This is a genomic window from uncultured Tateyamaria sp., assembly GCF_947494755.1.
In the GTDB taxonomy this organism is placed as follows: Bacteria; Pseudomonadota; Alphaproteobacteria; order Rhodobacterales; family Rhodobacteraceae; genus Tateyamaria.
In genome coordinates, this window is sequence record NZ_CANLVZ010000007.1 from 96,229 (window position 1) to 112,257 (window position 16,029).

The 16,029-nt window shown below is 61.1% G+C and carries 15 protein-coding genes; 6 read left to right on the forward strand and 9 right to left on the reverse strand.

Translation table 11 applies throughout. The annotated features are described in order from the left end of the window. Positions 1–72: 72 nt before the first annotated feature. Together Q0908_RS10720 and Q0908_RS10725 are read left to right on the forward strand one after the other, a co-directional pair. The gene (locus Q0908_RS10720; RefSeq protein WP_299283826.1) at positions 73–2,091 is read left to right on the forward strand and encodes an acetate--CoA ligase family protein; all 2,019 of its coding nucleotides are present in this window, start codon (positions 73–75) and stop codon (positions 2,089–2,091) included. Further along, positions 2,088–2,867, forward strand: a complete 780-nt coding sequence (locus tag Q0908_RS10725; protein ID WP_299283828.1) for a carnitinyl-CoA dehydratase — start codon at positions 2,088–2,090, stop codon at positions 2,865–2,867. The genes Q0908_RS10720 and Q0908_RS10725 overlap by 4 nt, the downstream gene beginning before the upstream one ends. On the opposite strand, the gene Q0908_RS10730 is transcribed toward Q0908_RS10725, so the two are convergent. Continuing rightward, a complete protein-coding gene (locus Q0908_RS10730) occupies positions 2,864–4,174 on the reverse strand; it encodes a cytochrome c peroxidase (RefSeq protein ID WP_299283830.1) in 1,311 nt (436 codons plus the stop codon). The two genes, Q0908_RS10725 and Q0908_RS10730, sit on opposite strands and share 4 nt — an antisense overlap. On the opposite strand from Q0908_RS10730, the gene Q0908_RS10735 reads away from it, so the two are divergent. Beyond that, positions 4,175–4,660: a tetratricopeptide repeat protein gene (locus Q0908_RS10735; RefSeq protein ID WP_299283832.1), complete on the forward strand. Its 486-nt coding sequence runs from the start codon at positions 4,175–4,177 to the stop codon at positions 4,658–4,660. 242 nt (positions 4,661–4,902) lie between these two features. Continuing rightward, positions 4,903–5,658 carry a hypothetical protein gene (locus tag Q0908_RS10740; protein ID WP_299283834.1) on the forward strand — a complete coding sequence of 252 codons (756 nt, stop codon included), beginning with the start codon at positions 4,903–4,905 and terminating at the stop codon, positions 5,656–5,658. Between the two features lie 104 nt (positions 5,659–5,762). On the opposite strand, the gene dctP is transcribed toward Q0908_RS10740, so the two are convergent. From dctP to Q0908_RS10770, 6 genes are all read right to left on the reverse strand, one after another. Next, a complete protein-coding gene (gene dctP / locus Q0908_RS10745; protein ID WP_299283836.1) occupies positions 5,763–6,821 on the reverse strand; it encodes a TRAP transporter substrate-binding protein DctP in 1,059 nt (352 codons plus the stop codon). Positions 6,822–6,854: 33 nt separating this feature from the next. Beyond that, positions 6,855–8,327 (reverse strand): TRAP transporter large permease, encoded by a 1,473-nt coding sequence (locus Q0908_RS10750; protein WP_299283838.1) that lies wholly within the window; start codon positions 8,325–8,327, stop codon positions 6,855–6,857. Position 8,328: 1 nt separating this feature from the next. Beyond that, entirely contained in the window at positions 8,329–8,913 is a 585-nt protein-coding gene (locus tag Q0908_RS10755) for a TRAP transporter small permease (protein ID WP_299283840.1), read from the reverse strand. 114 nt (positions 8,914–9,027) lie between these two features. After that, entirely contained in the window at positions 9,028–9,534 is a 507-nt protein-coding gene (locus Q0908_RS10760; protein WP_299284041.1) for a flavin reductase family protein, read from the reverse strand. Positions 9,535–9,539: 5 nt separating this feature from the next. Continuing rightward, a complete protein-coding gene (locus Q0908_RS10765) occupies positions 9,540–10,430 on the reverse strand; it encodes an aldo/keto reductase family oxidoreductase (protein WP_299283842.1) in 891 nt (296 codons plus the stop codon). Further along, complete coding sequence (locus tag Q0908_RS10770; protein ID WP_299283843.1) at positions 10,430–11,584, reverse strand: LLM class flavin-dependent oxidoreductase; 1,155 nt, start codon at positions 11,582–11,584, stop codon at positions 10,430–10,432. Before Q0908_RS10770 ends, Q0908_RS10765 begins: the two co-directional genes overlap by 1 nt. A 101-nt stretch (positions 11,585–11,685) precedes the next feature. On the opposite strand from Q0908_RS10770, the gene Q0908_RS10775 reads away from it, so the two are divergent. Together Q0908_RS10775 and Q0908_RS10780 are read left to right on the forward strand one after the other, a co-directional pair. Continuing rightward, complete coding sequence (locus Q0908_RS10775; RefSeq protein WP_299283845.1) at positions 11,686–12,396, forward strand: GntR family transcriptional regulator; 711 nt, start codon at positions 11,686–11,688, stop codon at positions 12,394–12,396. Between the two features lie 9 nt (positions 12,397–12,405). After that, positions 12,406–13,512, forward strand: coding sequence for a Gfo/Idh/MocA family oxidoreductase (locus Q0908_RS10780; protein ID WP_299283847.1), 1,107 nt, complete (start codon positions 12,406–12,408; stop codon positions 13,510–13,512). Between the two features lie 18 nt (positions 13,513–13,530). On the opposite strand, the gene Q0908_RS10785 is transcribed toward Q0908_RS10780, so the two are convergent. Both Q0908_RS10785 and Q0908_RS10790 read right to left on the reverse strand, forming a co-directional pair. After that, positions 13,531–14,853 carry a GH1 family beta-glucosidase gene (locus Q0908_RS10785; protein WP_299283849.1) on the reverse strand — a complete coding sequence of 441 codons (1,323 nt, stop codon included), beginning with the start codon at positions 14,851–14,853 and terminating at the stop codon, positions 13,531–13,533. Between the two features lie 2 nt (positions 14,854–14,855). Beyond that, positions 14,856–15,896 carry a substrate-binding domain-containing protein gene (locus Q0908_RS10790; protein ID WP_299283851.1) on the reverse strand — a complete coding sequence of 347 codons (1,041 nt, stop codon included), beginning with the start codon at positions 15,894–15,896 and terminating at the stop codon, positions 14,856–14,858. Positions 15,897–16,029 lie beyond the last annotated feature (133 nt).

Here is a 16,029-nt window from a genome sequence, read left to right on the forward strand (position 1 = left end):
GGAGCGAGGGGCCAGCCCCTCGCGCTCCCCGGCATGTTTGTGGAACAATGAAAATGAAAAGGAGGGGTGCGCGTGCGTGATCTGAACCGCTTGTTGCGCCCCCGGTCTGTGGCCGTGGTGGGCGGCGGTGCGTGGTGTGCTGCCGTCATTGATCAGCTTGAGCGCTTTGGCTTTGATGGGGCGATCTGGCCTGTGCATCCATCGGCTGTGATGGTGGCGGGGCATGGTGCCTTTCCGGGTCTGAACGATCTGCCCGAGCCGCCTGATGCGGTCTTCATCGGCGTCAATCGCCATGCCACCGTCGAGATCGTCGGGAACCTGGCGCGCATGGGGGCCGGGGGTGCTGTGTGCTTCGCCTCCGGCTTTGCCGAGGCCGATGCCGAGGATGCCATGGGGGTTGGCTTGCAGGATCAGCTGATCGCAGCGGCGGGCGGCATGCCTGTTCTGGGGCCCAACTGCTATGGCTTTATCAATGCGCTGGACGGCGCGTTGTTATGGCCCGACCAGCATGGGTGCGCGCCCGTCCCTGATGGTGTCGCCATCCTGACCCAGAGTTCCAACATCGCCATCAATCTGACCATGCAGCAGCGCGCCTTGCCTGTCGCTTATGCGGTGACATGCGGGAACATGGCCCAGACCTCGCAAGCTCAGATCGCGATGGCGTTGCTGGAGGATACCCGCGTGAGTGCAATTGGCCTGCATATCGAAGGGTTTGGAAATATCGCGGAATGGGAGGCTTTGGCGGCCAAAGCCCATGCCGGGGGTGTGGCGCTGGTCGCCTTGAAGGTTGGTGCATCCGATCAGGCGCAACAGGCAACGGTGTCCCACACCGCCTCGCTTGCGGGCAGTGACGCAGGCGCGCAGGCCTTGCTGACGCGTTTGGGCATTGCCCGTGTCCACACCCTGCCCGACTTTGTCGAGACGTTGAAACTGCTGCATATGTATGGCCGACTTGAGGGTGCCAGTATTGCGTCCATCAGTTGTTCGGGCGGTGAGGCAAGCCTGATGGCGGATATGGCGGTCGGGACGTCTCTGCATTTCCCCACGCTCGAGCCGGATCAGCGTGACGCCTTGCGAACAGCCCTTGGCCCGATGGTCGCGCTGAGCAATCCGCTGGATTATCACACCTATATCTGGCGCGATGCCGATGCGATGGCGCGAGCATGGGGCGCGATGACCGGGGATCACATTGATATGACCTTGTCCGTGGTGGACTACCCTGTGGCCGACCCGTCCGACTGGGCCTGTGCGACCGAGGCTGCCTTGCAGGTGCGCGCCGAAACGGGCCGTCCCTTCGGCGTTGTGTCCACCTTGCCCGAGTTGATGCCACCCGCCACCGCGCGCCAGTTGATGGAGGGCGGCGTGGTGCCGTTTTGTGGCCTGCGCGAGGCGCTGGTTGCGATCGAAGCGGCCGGACAGGTGGGCGCGCCACATCCCCTACCTGTTTGTCCGCCGGGTTCCGAAGGCGAGACGATGACGCTGACGGAGGCGGACGCAAAGGCGGCCCTGGCAGGGTTCGGCATTGCGATCCCGGGCCACCATCTCGGCACCGCCGCGGAGGTTGCTGCTGCGGCCCGCAACATGACCGGACCCTTTGCGGTCAAGGGCGTCGGGTTGGCGCACAAGACCGAAGCGGGGGCCGTGCACCTTAACGTCGCCGTTGAGGATGTGTCGAATGCGGTCACAGGGATCGCAACACCCCAGATCCTTATTGAGGAGATGGTGAACGAGGGCGTTGTTGAATTGCTGATCGGGATCACCCGCGACCCCGCCCATGGCTTTGTCCTGACCCTTGGCGCAGGTGGTATCTTCACCGAGCTTCTGCGCGACATACGCGCGCTGTTGCTGCCCGTGCGCGAGGTGGACGTTTTGGAGGCCTTGCACGCCCTCACATGCGCGCCCCTTATCCGTGGCTATCGCGGCAAACCGGCTGCCAATATCGACGCCATCGTGGCGGCGGTCATGGCCCTGCAATCCTATGCCCTTGCGCACCGCACCACCCTCAGCGAAGTTGAAGTGAACCCCTTGATCTGCACCCCCACCCGCGCCGTCGCCGTCGACGCATTGATACAGAAAGGCCCCGACCCATGAGCCCCATCAAGACCAAACGTGACGGTGCCATCCTTGAGGTGACGCTGGACCGTCCCAAGGCCAACGCTATTGATCTGGCGACCTCGAAAATCATGGGCGAGACGTTTGCCTCCTTTCGCGATGATCCGGAGTTGCGGGTGGCCATCATCACCGGGGGCGGCGAAAAGTTCTTTTGCCCCGGTTGGGATCTGAAGGCTGCCGCGGACGGTGATGCGGTGGACGGCGACTATGGCGTGGGTGGCTTTGGCGGCTTGCAGGAGCTGCCCCGCCTCAACAAGCCGGTGATTGCGGCGGTGAATGGGATCGCTTGTGGCGGCGGGCTGGAACTGGCGCTGAGTGCGGATATGATATTGGCCGCTGATCATGCCAGTTTCGCGCTGCCTGAAATCCATTCCGGTACGGTGGCCGATGCCGCATCCGTCAAACTGCCCAAGCGGATCCCCTATCATATCGCGATGGAGTTGCTGCTGACCGGCCGCTGGTTCGATGCCGAAGAGGCGCACCGGTGGGGGCTGGTGAATGAGATCGTGCCGGGTGCCGCGCTCATGGATCGCGCGTGGGAACTGGCCCGACTGCTCGCCTCTGGTCCGCCGCTGGTCTATGCCGCGATCAAGGAGATCGTGCGCGATGCCGAGGACGCCAAGTTTCAGGACGCAATGAACCGCATCACCCGCAGCCAGTTGCCGACGGTCGAGACGCTCTATCGCTCCGAAGATCAGCTTGAGGGCGCACGCGCCTTTGCCGAAAAGCGCGATCCGGTCTGGAAGGGGCGCTAGTCCGTCAGGCGTGGATCGACGGGCAGGCCACTGGGCACAGCTTCGGGCACGCCGAGCCGCCCCGCTTTGGCCGTCGTCCCTGTCAGGCTGCCGAGAAACGCAACGATCTGATCGACCTCGACATCGCTCAGCGCCAGAGGTTGCACCTTGATTACTGCCCGCTGCCGCGCCATCTCGCGCGTGTCCTGCTGAACCATGAAGTCGATACCGGCCAACCAAGGCACGTCTGGCAAGGCTGCCATGTCCGGTGTCCACGCATCCAGCGCGGTAACCGGGTCAAGATGGTGGCGCACGATCCCTTCGAGCGTCGGATAGGCCCCGTTGTGCCCATAGGGCGCGGTCAGGGCCACGTTGCGCAGCATCGGCGTGCGGAACGCATAGGCGTCGGCAAGATCATCGCTTTCGCCCATCCGCCCCACATCACGCACCATCGGATCAAAGCGACGCGTGCGCCCGGGGCCAAACGGGGGTAAGCCGAGGGCATGAAAGCCCTGGTCCGACATCAACGGGCCAGCGTGGCAAGACACGCAATCCGCCTTGCCATAAAAGAGATCAAGCCCGGCGCGCTGATCGGGGCCGAGCGCGGCCTCGTCTCCGACGAGATAGGCGTCAAAGGGGCTATCGAAACTGGTCCACTCCCAGATCATGAACGCGCTCAGCACGTTGGCGATATCGGCGATGGCGATATCCTCGGAGGTCTCGATATGCGGCACCACCTTGGCAAAAGCATCGGCATAGGCCGGGACATGGCGCACGCGATCCGCGATGATCGGCCACGCATAGTCGATGCGCTGATGCACGGCCCCCGCGATCTCATTCTCCTTCGGGTTCCCGGCCATTTCGAACTGCGCCACCAGCGGGAATATCGCCTGCGCGGCCAGCAGATTGTCGAGGCCTCCTGGCAGCCATTCCTCAGCCGGGGAGTTGAAGCCGTTTTCGAACGTGTCCGCGATGCTGAGCCGTCCGTCATGGAACATCGTGTGCAATTCCTTGGCTCCGAGGTTCCACAAGCCCGGCGCATTGCGCGGGATACGCTTGCGTATGCGATCCTCACCCACACCGGCGGTGCGTTTCTTGCCAAGACCCTGCCCGCCCTCACCGATCCCGAGGCTCAAGCCATCCCCGGTGCCAAGATCGGGGTGATGGCAGGTCGAACATGCGATGTTGCGATTGCCCGACAGGATCGGATCATAGAACAACAACTGCCCCAGACGGGCTTGCGCCGGGTCGGGCTGGATGAAATCATCCTCGCTCAGCGGGCGCGGCAAATCGGTTGCGACCGCAGGCGATGCACACAGGAGCAGCACATGCGCAAACTTGCCATAGCCCCCGTTTTTTCTGTGTTGGTTTTTCTGGCCTTTCCCGCGATGGCCGAAATCGAAGAGGCGCGTGACCTGATGGAGGCGGGCGAGTACACCGCCGCCTATGAGGCGCTCTGGCCCGCCGCGCGGTCGGGCAATGCGGATGCGGAGGAATTGATCGGGGTTATGTACGCCCTCGGCCTCGGGGTCGAGCGGGACGACGAGCGGGCGTTCGAGTGGTATCTGCGCAGCTCCATGAAGGGGCATCCCGGCGCGCAATCCGGGGTCGGCTGGTACTACGAAGTGGGCCGCGGCATGCCCGCCCCCGACCTCGTGCGCGCCTATATGTGGTACACCCTCTCGGCCATCGGCGGTGACCCGGACGCGGCCATCTCGCTTGAGGAAGTGGTCAAGAAGATGACGCAGGAAGAGATCAATCGGGCGCATATTCTGGTCGCTGACTACAAGGTGTGGATGTATCCGTTTCGGTGAGTTTGGCAGGGGATCGGGGTGATGGGAAGGGTGGTGCAGGGTGATACGGACTTGAATGTGTAATTGAAACGGGGTTCCCGATCACGTTCGCCAAGCGGGCATCAAAGACTGCTTTGAATCCAATGCAGATTTGTTTCAATTGCCGCCACAACGCGCAAATCCTAGTAAATCAATGATCTACTGCTCAAGGGCTGCACAGCGAGTAAGTATACAGGTCCTTAGGCGTTTACGGAGCAGACAGCATGAAGGTCAGAGCGGTACAGGCAATAGCGTTCGTCGTGTTTGCCATTTTGGGGGCGTGGGTCTGGCTGTTTTCTTCCAATGACAAGGACCTACCCGATCCGAAATTTCTTGCAAGCGATCTTTTCTTTCAGATGAATGGCTTCGCATTTTCAGTCCCGGCCGTCGCCATGCAAGACATCAGTGTTCTTGGCGACGACGCGGACCCACTTCCGCGGTATCGTTACAATGCTAGGCTTTTTGGTAGATCTCGGTGGTTTGCAACACTCGAATACAAGGCTGCGCTTGCCGACTTTGCGGGCAACCAGGAAAGACCGGCAAATGTACAAAGCATTAAATTAGATCTGGGAGCCTACGGAACTTACGGTGAGTATCTGGTATCCACTCAAATCTGCGCATTGCTCACTCAGGAATGGAGCAAAAAAGCTTGCGCGAATGAACTACGGCATGAACAGCGACACCTTCCACTTGAATTCAGCCTCACAACAACGGAAGGATTGCCGATAAACCTGGACGGTGCCGTATCCTTTCAGGACACGAACGCTCCCCAAAGATTGACTTTGTCTTGTGATGATGAGTCGGACCGCTGCACAACTATAGTTGAGATATTTAGCAACGTTTACGCCCTCTGGTCGTCAACCTGCAAGAATTCGAATGTTGAATATTGCCTTAGAACACGCCGCGTAGAAGGTCGTGCGCTATCTGACTTTGTACGCACCCAACTCAGAGAAGATAGCCAACAACCAAGTCATAGATAGTCGGCTTGCCCCTTAAATCCGCCTTCCAATCATATAAAGGGCCGCCCCTTACACGGCGGCCCTTCCCGGTTTTGCCGTAAGGCGGACGTGTCGTCCGCCCGACCTCAGTTCAGATCCGCATCCCGTGCTGCGTTCACGTCCGCTTCGGCGGCTGCGACGGCTTCTTGCAAAGCCGACAGGATCTCATCCCCGCGCGCCACGTTTTCCACGAACCAATCGCTCACAGGTGCCGCCGCTTCGGCGAAGGCCGCCTTTTGCTCGGGCGTGGGCACATAGAGGTCACCGCCACCGGCGACGAACTCTTCATAGGCCTGGATCGACTTGCGCTTGGGCGAGGCAAACGTCGCCTGCTGCAGCGCATAGAACCCGTCGACCACGACGCGGCGCATGTCTTCGGGCATCGCCATGAACTTCTGGTTGCTCATCCACCACAGCGCGCCCATGTAGGCGTGCCCGTCGAGCGTCACATATTGCAGGCCCGCATCGGGGAATTTCATGCCCATGATGTCGGTGATCCCGTTTTTGGAGCCCTCGACAACGCCAGTCTGGAACGAGGTGAAGAGTTCGGGCCATGGGATCGGCGTGGGCGAGGCACCAAGAGCTTTGACCAGCTCTTGCGGCAGGTCCGCCACGACGGTGCGGATTTTCAGGCCTTCCATGTCTGCAGGCTCGGCCACACGGCGCTTGGTGTTGGCGAAGTTGCGCCAGCCACCTGTGTTGCCGATGGTCATCAGGCGGATCGCGTCGCCGGAATCCTCAAGCGCCATGTCGCGCATCGTACGGGTGAAGTCGCCCGACAGCACGTGCTCGGCGATGCGGTCATCCGCCATCAGGTAAGGCAGATCGAGGACCTGCACGTATGGGAAGATGCCCGACGCGCCACCGGATGTCGAAATGTAGACGTCGATGGAGCCGTCAGCCACACCTTGCAGACACTCCGCACCGTTGCTGCACAGTTGCGTGCCGATGAACAACTCGACTTCGATTGCGCCGTTGGATGCCGCCTCGACATAGTTCTTGAACACGACGAGACCGTCATAGTCTTCGTCATTGGTGTTGGAGTTGGCAGTGGCGCGGATCGTGTAGTCCTGCGCACTTGCCATCATGGCCGAGCCCGCGACAAGCGCGGCGGCCGTGAGGGTTTTCAGGGTCGTTTTGAGCATAGTGGTGGTCCTCCCGTTTGAAACTCAAATTGGTTAATCGGCAAACCCCGTCAGGCGGGGAATGGTCATGGAAATGGCCGGCACGTAGGTGATCAGGAAGATCACCGCGACCTCGACGGCCAGGAATGGCAGGATCGCCTTGGCGATGGTTTCGACTTTCTCCTTGCTGACGGCAGCAGCCACGAACAGCACAAGCCCCATGGGCGGTGTTGCCAGCCCCACGGTCAGGTTCACCGACATGATGATCGCGAAGTGGATCGAGTCGACCCCCAGATCGGTGAAGATCGGCGCGAGGATCGGCCCTAGGATGATGATCGCGGGCCCGGCATCGAGGAACATGCCCACGATGAACAGCAACAGGTTGATCAGGAACAGCAGGATCAGCGGGTTTTCCGACAGCGTCAGAATGTAATCCGCAAGGATTTGCGGCGCGTAGGACAGCGACACCACGGTCTTGAAGGCCATGGCCGCGCCGACCAGCAGCAGCACAACCGCCGAGGTCAAACCAGCGCGGCTGAGAATGTCCGGCAGGTCTTTCAGCGACATGGTGCGCAGCACGAAGAACGCGACGAACAGGGCGTAGGCAACAGCGACGGCTGCGGCTTCGGTCGGGGTGAACACCCCACCGAGAATACCGCCAAGGATCAGCACGGGGGTTTGCAGCGGCACGATGGCGCGTTTGCAGATCGTGCGGAACTCGGATGACACCTGCGTGCGCAAGGCCAGCATCAAAGCGTGCGCCACCGCGATGGCGGCTGCGAAGGTCACCCATGCCATCAGGCCATTTGTGTCTGGCAAGGGTGCGATCACCCAGATCAGCAGCCCGATGTTCAGCCGCACCAGCGCGAAGCTGACCCACTTTTCGAGCGCGCCCAGTTCCACGCCGTCAAACTCGACCTTCTTGGCTGCAGGCAGGTCATAACGGTCCGCCGTCACGCGTATCATCACCATCAAGCCCACACCAACCAAGATACCCGGCACGATGCCTGCAAGAAACAGGGCCGCCACGCTTTCGCCCATGACGTAGGCGTAGATAATCATGATGCCCGATGGCGGAATGATAGGGCCGATGACGGAGGACGCAGCCGTGATCGCGGCCGCGAAGCGGCGGGTGTAGCCCTCTTTCTCCATTGCTGGGATCAGCATGGAGCCGAGTGCGGACGTGTCGGCGACCGCCGAGCCGGACAGCCCGGCGAACAGGATCGAGGACAGCACGTTCACCTGCGCCAGCCCGCCGCGCAAATGGCCCATCAGGGCTTGGGAAAACTGGACAAGCCGGATCGTGATCCCGCCCTTGTTCATCAACTCGCCCGCCAGCATGAAGAACGGAATCGCCATCAGTGGAAAGCTATCCATCCCGTTGTAGACGTTGCGATAAAGCAGGGTGATGTCCTTTTCCTGCCCGCTCATCCAGAGCAGCAAACCGGGTGCGGCCAGCAGGCCAAAGAACACCGGCAAGCCGATCAGCAGGAACAGCAGGAACAGAGGCAGAAACCAGATCAGCATCTCATTCGGCCCCCTGCATGTCTGTCGGCAGGTCGAGATCGGGTAACTGATCCCCGCCCCCCATCATCTGCACGAGGCTGCGCAGGATCAGTTCGATGTTCACAACCAGCAACAGGATCACCCCGACCAGCAGCGACAACATCATCCAGCTGCGCGGCACCCGGAACCAGCCATCGAAGGTGGGCAGATACAGGGATGCAGTGGCAAAGCGGCCGCCGAAACCGGTGACTTCCTTGAACCCGATTTGGACAGCCACGATCAGGATCAGGAGCGAGATCAGCAGCAGGATCAAGGACAAAACGGCAGCAACGCGCGATGACATGAAGCCGGAAATCATATCCAAGGCGACAAAGCCGCCGCGCCGAAAGGCGGTCGGGGCCATCAAACCGGTCATCCACATCATGCAGAATCGGGCGGCCTCATCCGGCCACGGCAGCGCGTTGTTGAAAAGATAGCGGGCGACGACCTGAATGAGAATGGCGGCAACCATAAAGGCGATGGCGATGATGCCTATCCCGCGCCCAATCCTGAGCACGAACGCATTCACTGCGCTGAGCGGTGCAAGCACCGTCAGTAGTAAGCCCATGCGGGCCCTCCCTTTTGTCGGTCGCCCGGCAGTTAGTCCACCGTGGCCCATTTTCCGCTTTCACCCCGCGGGCGGGTCGTGTGGCACGCACCGATGGTGCGGGCCGTGTACTTCTCAGAGTGCCAGCTTGCCGAAATCGCCAGCAAAGAACGTGAGCGGATCGCCATCGCGCATCTCGGTCCGCTGGACCTGACCGACAATGATGACGTGATCGCCCGCGTCATGTGCCGCCACTCTGCGGCATTCAAAGCGCGCAAGGCAATGATCAATCAGCGGAACACCATCCGCATTCAGCGTAAACGGCAAATCCTTGAGTGCATGGGCATCACGCGCGACCTGCTTGCACAGATCACCCTGTTCGACCGCCAGAACGTGGATCGCGTAGTGATCAGCGCTACCGAAATATGGAAACCGGCGTGCGGCGCGATCTACCGACCACAGCACCAGCGCCGGGTCGAGTGACACGGACGAAAAGCTGTTGGCGACAATGGCCACCGGGCCATCCGCGCTTGTGGCGGTGATCACTGTGACCCCGGTGGCAAACTTGCCAAAGGCATCGCGCAACATGCGCCCCGTCTCGGCATCAGGAGAAAAGGTGGTGGGTTGGTTCGGGTCCTGCATTGTCATCACGCTACCTCGTGTCCAAGGGCTGCTTCGTAAAGGCGGAACCATGTCGGCCGGTCCAGCGTGACCTTGAGCGCGTCACTGATCCGCTTGATCCGATCCAAATTATTGGTCCCCATCACAGGCAGGATGCCAGCGGGATGTGTCAGAAGAAAGGCGACAGCCACCGCTGCCCGGTCGACACTATGGGCACCTGCCAACTCGTCCATCACCTTGTGCAGCTTGTCACTGCCCGACATCAGCCCACCGCCACCCAAAGGCGACCACGCCATGAGGTGCTGGCCGTTTTGCTGGTGAAACGCCAGATCGCCATTGGTGAAGGGGCTGATCTCGCCCAATGAAATCTCGATCTGGTTGGTCAGCAGCGGCGTTTTCATCGCCGATTGCAGCAGTGTCCAGTCATAGGGGCGAAAGTTCGATACACCAACCCCGCGCACCTTGCCGCTGGCCACCGCCTCGTCCAGCGCGGCACCGGTTTCATGGTGATCCATGAACGGGTCGGGTCGGTGGATCAGCAGAAGGTCGATATGGTCGATCGCCATATCGCTCAGCGAATTCTCGATCGACTGCATGATGTGGGCGCGGCTGGTGTCGTAATATTTGACCGGCGCATCCGCATAGCGACCCGCAGGGGCCACGATATCGCACTTGGTCACGATCTCCATCTTGGGGCGCAGGCCCTTGTCGGCCTTGAGCGCCTCACCAAGGATCGCCTCGGCGACATACCCGCCATAGATGTCGGCCTGATCAAAGGTGGTGATGCCTTGATCGAGGCAGGCGTTGATCTTGGCCTGCACGTGGCCGGTGGTCGTATCTGTGTCATCGCCAATACGCCACATCCCGTAGACGAGGCGCGAAAATTCAATTTGATCAGATAGTTCGACGCGATCCATCAGCGGCGTTCTCCTGCGGCAAGTGGTGTTGCGGGCGCGCTGTCAGGCACCCGCCCATAAGCATGGGGCAAAGAACAGGTTTTCAACTGCGGCAGAACGCGCGTGCCGAAGTGCCTGGCCTCGTCGATATGGGGATAGCCCGAGAAGATGAAGGCGCGAATGCCCATCTTTTGATAGTCTTCGATCTTGGACAGGACCTGATCGGTCGAACCGACCAGTGCCGCACCACAGCCCGAGCGTGCCCGACCCACACCCGTCCACAGGTTCGGTTCAACATAGCCGAACTTGTCCGCCAGCTCGCGCGCCTTGGCTTGATGAGACACCCCAAGCGAGGTGGAATCAAGCGCGCGATCCCGGATCAACTGCCCGTATTCGTCATCGAGTTTGGACACGATATAGTCCGCATATTCGCGCGCCTCGGCTTCGGTATCGCGTACGATCATGTGGACGCGCAGCCCGTAATCCAATGTGCGACCATAGCGTTCGGCGACCGCGTTCACGTCGCGCATCCGCCCCTCAAGCGCCTCTTTGGGTTCGGGCCACATAAGGTAGACGTCGCAATGCTGACCGCACAGCTCCAGCGCCGATGGGCTGTAGCCCCCGAAGTAGAGCAGCGGGCCTCCCGTTTGAAAGGGGCGCACGGGGTCGGTCGTCAGCCCCTTGAAGGTGTAAACCTCGCCCTCGTAGTTGATTTCGTCCTGCGTCCAAGCCTGTTTCAAAATTTCGACAACCTCGCGCGAACGCTGATAGCGATAGTCGCTATCAGCCTTTTCGCCGGGAAAGTCGGAGGAGATAATGTTGACCGTCAGTCGGCCCTTAAGCATGTGATCGAGGGTCGCGATGGTGCGGGCCAGCATGATGGGCTGCATCTCTCCGCAGCGGACGGCGGCCAGCAGGTTGATCTTGTCGGTGATGGGGGCACAGCCGGCGACGAACGACAGCGTATCCTGTCCGACCTGATAGGACGAGGGGCAGAGAATGTTGCGAAAGCCCTGCGCCTCAGCCTCACGCACGATGTCCGAGCAATGCGCCCAGCTTGACCGCAGCGCGCCGTCCGGCACCCCGAGAAACTGGTAATCGTCCGAGCACAACGCCGAAAACCACGACACTTCGGCAGCGTCAAGATCGGGCGACGTGATGGGAACGATGGTCATGGGCTGCCTTTCGCGTGTCTCAACTTGTCTCTTGCGTAACACCGTCATTGATGTAGATCAATGGTGTATCAATTTCCACCAGCCGCCCCTTGTGACCTCACGTGACCACACCCCGCCAAACGCCGCAATCGCTGCCGATCTACGTTCAGATCGCCGAACTGCTCACCCGCGATATCGTGTCGGGGCGGTTGATGGACGGCGCGCGGCTGCCGCCCGAACGGGACATGGCGACCGAGTTGGGGGTAAGCGTCGGCACCCTGCGCAAAGCCCTGCGGGATATGGGCGAAAAGGGGTTGATCAACAGCGTTCAGGGGTCGGGCAACTATGTGCGTGCGGACGGGGATACCGGCACAATCTATGCAATGTTTCGCCTCGAATTGCTTGACGGCGGCGGCCTGCCCCGCGCGCAGGTTCTGGATGTGGCGCTGATGGACAAACCCGACGACCTGCCGCCTTTCGGCACGTCCACACAAGCCTCGCGCGTTCGGCGCTTGCGCACGCTGAATGACACAATCATCGCGGTCGAGGAAATCTGGCTGGACGCGGACGCTGGAACGGTATCCGAGGCGAACATGTCGGATTCGCTTTACGCCACCTATCGCAAGACTTTGGGTCTGTGGATTCAGCGGGCCGAGGATCGGGTTTCGCTCGGCCCGGTGCCGGACTGGGCTCCTGACACCTATTCGCCCCGTCAGGGCGAAACGGCGGGGTATATCGAACGGCTCAGTTGGGCCGACCGCCCTGCACCTATCGAATTTTCGCGCACGTGGTTCGACCCGACCCGCGCGGTCTATGTCCAACGGCTGAAGTAAGGAATGAAGATGACACAACAGGTCCGCTACGGGATCATCGGCTGCGGCATGATGGGGCAGGAACACATGCGCAATATCGGGCTGCTGCCCGAGGCGAGCATCGCCGCGTTTTACGAGCCCGATGACGAGATGGCCGCCCGTGCGCTGGCGATCGCACCCGCCGCCATGCGGGTCGACAGCGTGGCCGATCTGCTCGCAATCGAAAACCTCGACTGCCTGTTGATCGTCAGCCCCAACTTCTGCCATGTCGACCAGATGCAGGAGATCGCCGCGACACGCCCCCTGCCCCTGCTGGTCGAAAAGCCGCTGTTCACGGACCCCGCCGATGCGACCCGGCTGGCCACGTTCCGCGACAGCTACCCCGCCCCAATCTGGGTTGCGATGGAATACCGCTACATGCCGGTCATCACGGAGTTTCTAGCTAAGTCGAGTGACGCCACCGGTGGCATCCGCCAGCTCTCAATCCGCGAACACCGCTTTCCGTTTCTGCAAAAGGTCGGTGATTGGAACCGTTTCAATCGGTTCACGGGCGGCACCTTCGTCGAAAAATGCTGCCACTTCTTTGATCTGATGCGGCTTGCGCTTGGCTCGGACCCGGTGCGCGTGATGGCCTCAGCCAGTCAGGCGGTCAACCATCTGGACGAGAAATATGAGGGCGAGACGCCGGATATCATCGACAGCGGATATGCGATTGTGGATTTTGAGAACGGCACCCGCGCGATGCTGGAATTGTGCATGTTCGCTGAAGGCAGCGCCTATCAGGAAGAGTTGTCCGCCGTTGGCCCCAACGGCAAGATAGAGGCGTTCGTGCCAGGCCCCGGTCGGTTCTGGCCTGCGCATCTGGGGGCAGCTCCGGTAGCCAAGCTGGTCACCTCGCCGCGCACGCCGCAGGGGCCGGTGTCGCACGACATTCCGGTGGATCCCACCCTGCTCGAAGCCGGGGATCACAATGGATCGACGTTCTACCAGCATCAGCGGTTTGTGGCCCTTGTCCGTGGGGAAACAGCACGGCCTGACGTATCGCTTAATGATGGCTGGGCGGCCGTGGCGATGGGGATTGCCGCACAGGAAAGCGCGCGGACCGGTCAGGCGGTGGATCCGCGCCGCTGGATGTAGGCGGAGGACACCTCCGCCTTACGCCCCAAGCATCTGCCGGAATGCGTGCCACGACGCTTTGGGCGTGCGTTCCAGCGTTTCGAAATCCACATGGACCATCCCGAACCGCTTTTCATAGCCAAGCGCCCATTCGTAATTGTCGAGTAAGGACCACGCCATGTAGCCTTTGACCGGCACGCCATTGGCGATGGCCTCGCGCACCGCACTGAGGTGGCTGTTGAAATAGTCGATGCGCGCCTGATCCTGCACCGCCCCATCCGACACCGTATCGGCATTGGCCATCCCGTTTTCGGTGACCCAGAGCGGGACGTCGCCAGTATACTCCGCCGCTGTGCGCACCAGAAAATCGTGCAAGCCTTGCGGATAGACCTCCCACCCCATCTGGGTCTTGGACAGTGGCCCCTCTACGCCGTTGTGGTGCGGCCAAGGCCCATCGTTTGGCGCGATTATGGAACGGGTGTAGTAATTGACCCCCGCCCAGTCCAAAGGTGCGGAGATGGTCGCGAGGTCATCCTGCCAGCGGTCGGGGAAATGCTGGCCCAAAGCCTTGACCACGCGGTCGGGGTACGTGCCCTTGAACGCACCCGAGATGTAGAACCGATTGTAGTAATCATCATAGAGCGCCGCCGCCTCGACCGCTTCGGGGCTGTCATCGGCGGGCGTGGCCCATTCCATGTTGAACACCGCGCCCAAGTTGCTCAGCCCCATACCGCGCATCCGCTCGATGCTGGTGCCATGGGCCAGCAACACGTGGTGCATCGCCCGCGCGGTGGCCCTGATGTCGCGCAGCCCCGGCGCGTGATGGCCCAAGAAATGCGACAGGAAGGCGACGCACCAGAATTCATTGATGGTGGCGATGGAATGCATCCGATCCCCGATGCGGCCCATGATGACCTCGGTGAAATCCCCGAACCACCCGGCAATATCGCGATTGCGCCAGCCCCCCTGATCAGCCAGCGCGCTTGGCAGTTCCCAATGGTAAAGGGTGGCGCAGGGTTTCAGGCCACGTTCCAGCATCGCGTCGGTGAGCCGGTCATAGAAATCGAGGCCCTCGGAGTTCACCGTGCGCCCGTCGGGCATCACCCGCGCCCAACTGGTCGAAAAACGGTAGGCGTCGAACCCACCATCTTTCAGCAGGTCCAGATCGGCTTCGTAGCGGTGGTAGTGATCGCAGGCCACGGCCCCATCCTCGGCCCGGACCACATTGCCGGGGGTGGCGGCGAAATCGTCCCACATCGCGCGGCCCGCGCCGCCATATTGGTGCCCTTCGATCTGGTACGCAGAGGTCGCGGCCCCAAAGACGAACCCTTTGGGGAAATCTGAGCGTTTGTGGATCAGCATGATCAATCCTTGGTGTGAGGTGATTTATATGGCCCGGTTGAGGGGCCTATTACAAAGTCCGCCTCCCACAGGGTTTGAGTATGTGGGGCGTCAGGCGTGTTGATCCGGTCGATCAGCATTTGGGCCAAGGCCGCCCCCGCAGCACGAACCGAGGATTGCATAGCCGTAAAGACCGGCGTTTCAGACCCATTGGCGAAATAGCTGAGGCAGTCGTCAAAGGTCACGATGGACACGTCCGAGCCTTGCTTCAGGTCGCGCGCGTCCAATGCGCGGCGCACGCCCACAGCGCAGATGATGGACGACACTAGGAAGGCCGAAGGAGGATTGGGCAGGTCGAGCATCGCAGACGCGCTGGCAAAGCCGTACTTCTCGGTCATCTCACCCGATACCATGAGGGTGGGATCGACGCTGAGCCCCGCCTCGGCCAACGCGCTGACATAGCCCTCGCGGCGACGGATCGCGAAATCAAGCGTCTCCTGACCGTTGATCAGGCCTATACGGCTGTGGCCAAGCGAGACGAGGTAGCGCGCAGCATCCTGAAACGCACGGCGGTTGTTCACATCAAGCCAAGAGTAGTCGAGGTCGGTGCCCGTTGAGCGCCCGTGGACCACAAAGGGCAGACCGATTTCGGTGAGCAGCGGCAGGCGCGCATCGGAATTGCGCGGCGCATGGACCACCAGCCCGTCGACCGCACCGCGGGCCTGCAAATTGCGGTAGGTGTCGGACTCATCCTGTGCGCCGACGCGGGTCATCATCATGTCATACCCGTGGGCGGCGTATGTCTCGCCCGCGCCAGCCATGAAGTCACCAAAGATCGGATTCACCATTTCACCCGAATCGTTCACCGAAATCACATGCCCGATACAGCGGCTGTGACCCGTCGCCAGACCCTGCGCGCGGGTGTTCGGGCTATAGTTGTGCGCTTGGGCGGCGGCGATAACCCGCGCACGCGTCGCCTCGGACACCTCTGGATAGCCGTTCAGCGCGCGACTGACAGTTGTCTGGCTGATCCCCAGAAGGTGAGAGAGTTCCTTTAGATTCACAGTAATTCCGGTTATAAGACGCGCGTATTCCACGCGACGCTACCCAATGCGAGGGCTGGCGTCAAAACCTTCACAGCGTTTTCCAATGCGCTTTGGAAAAATACGCGCCAGAGTCGCACAACGTTTGACAGAC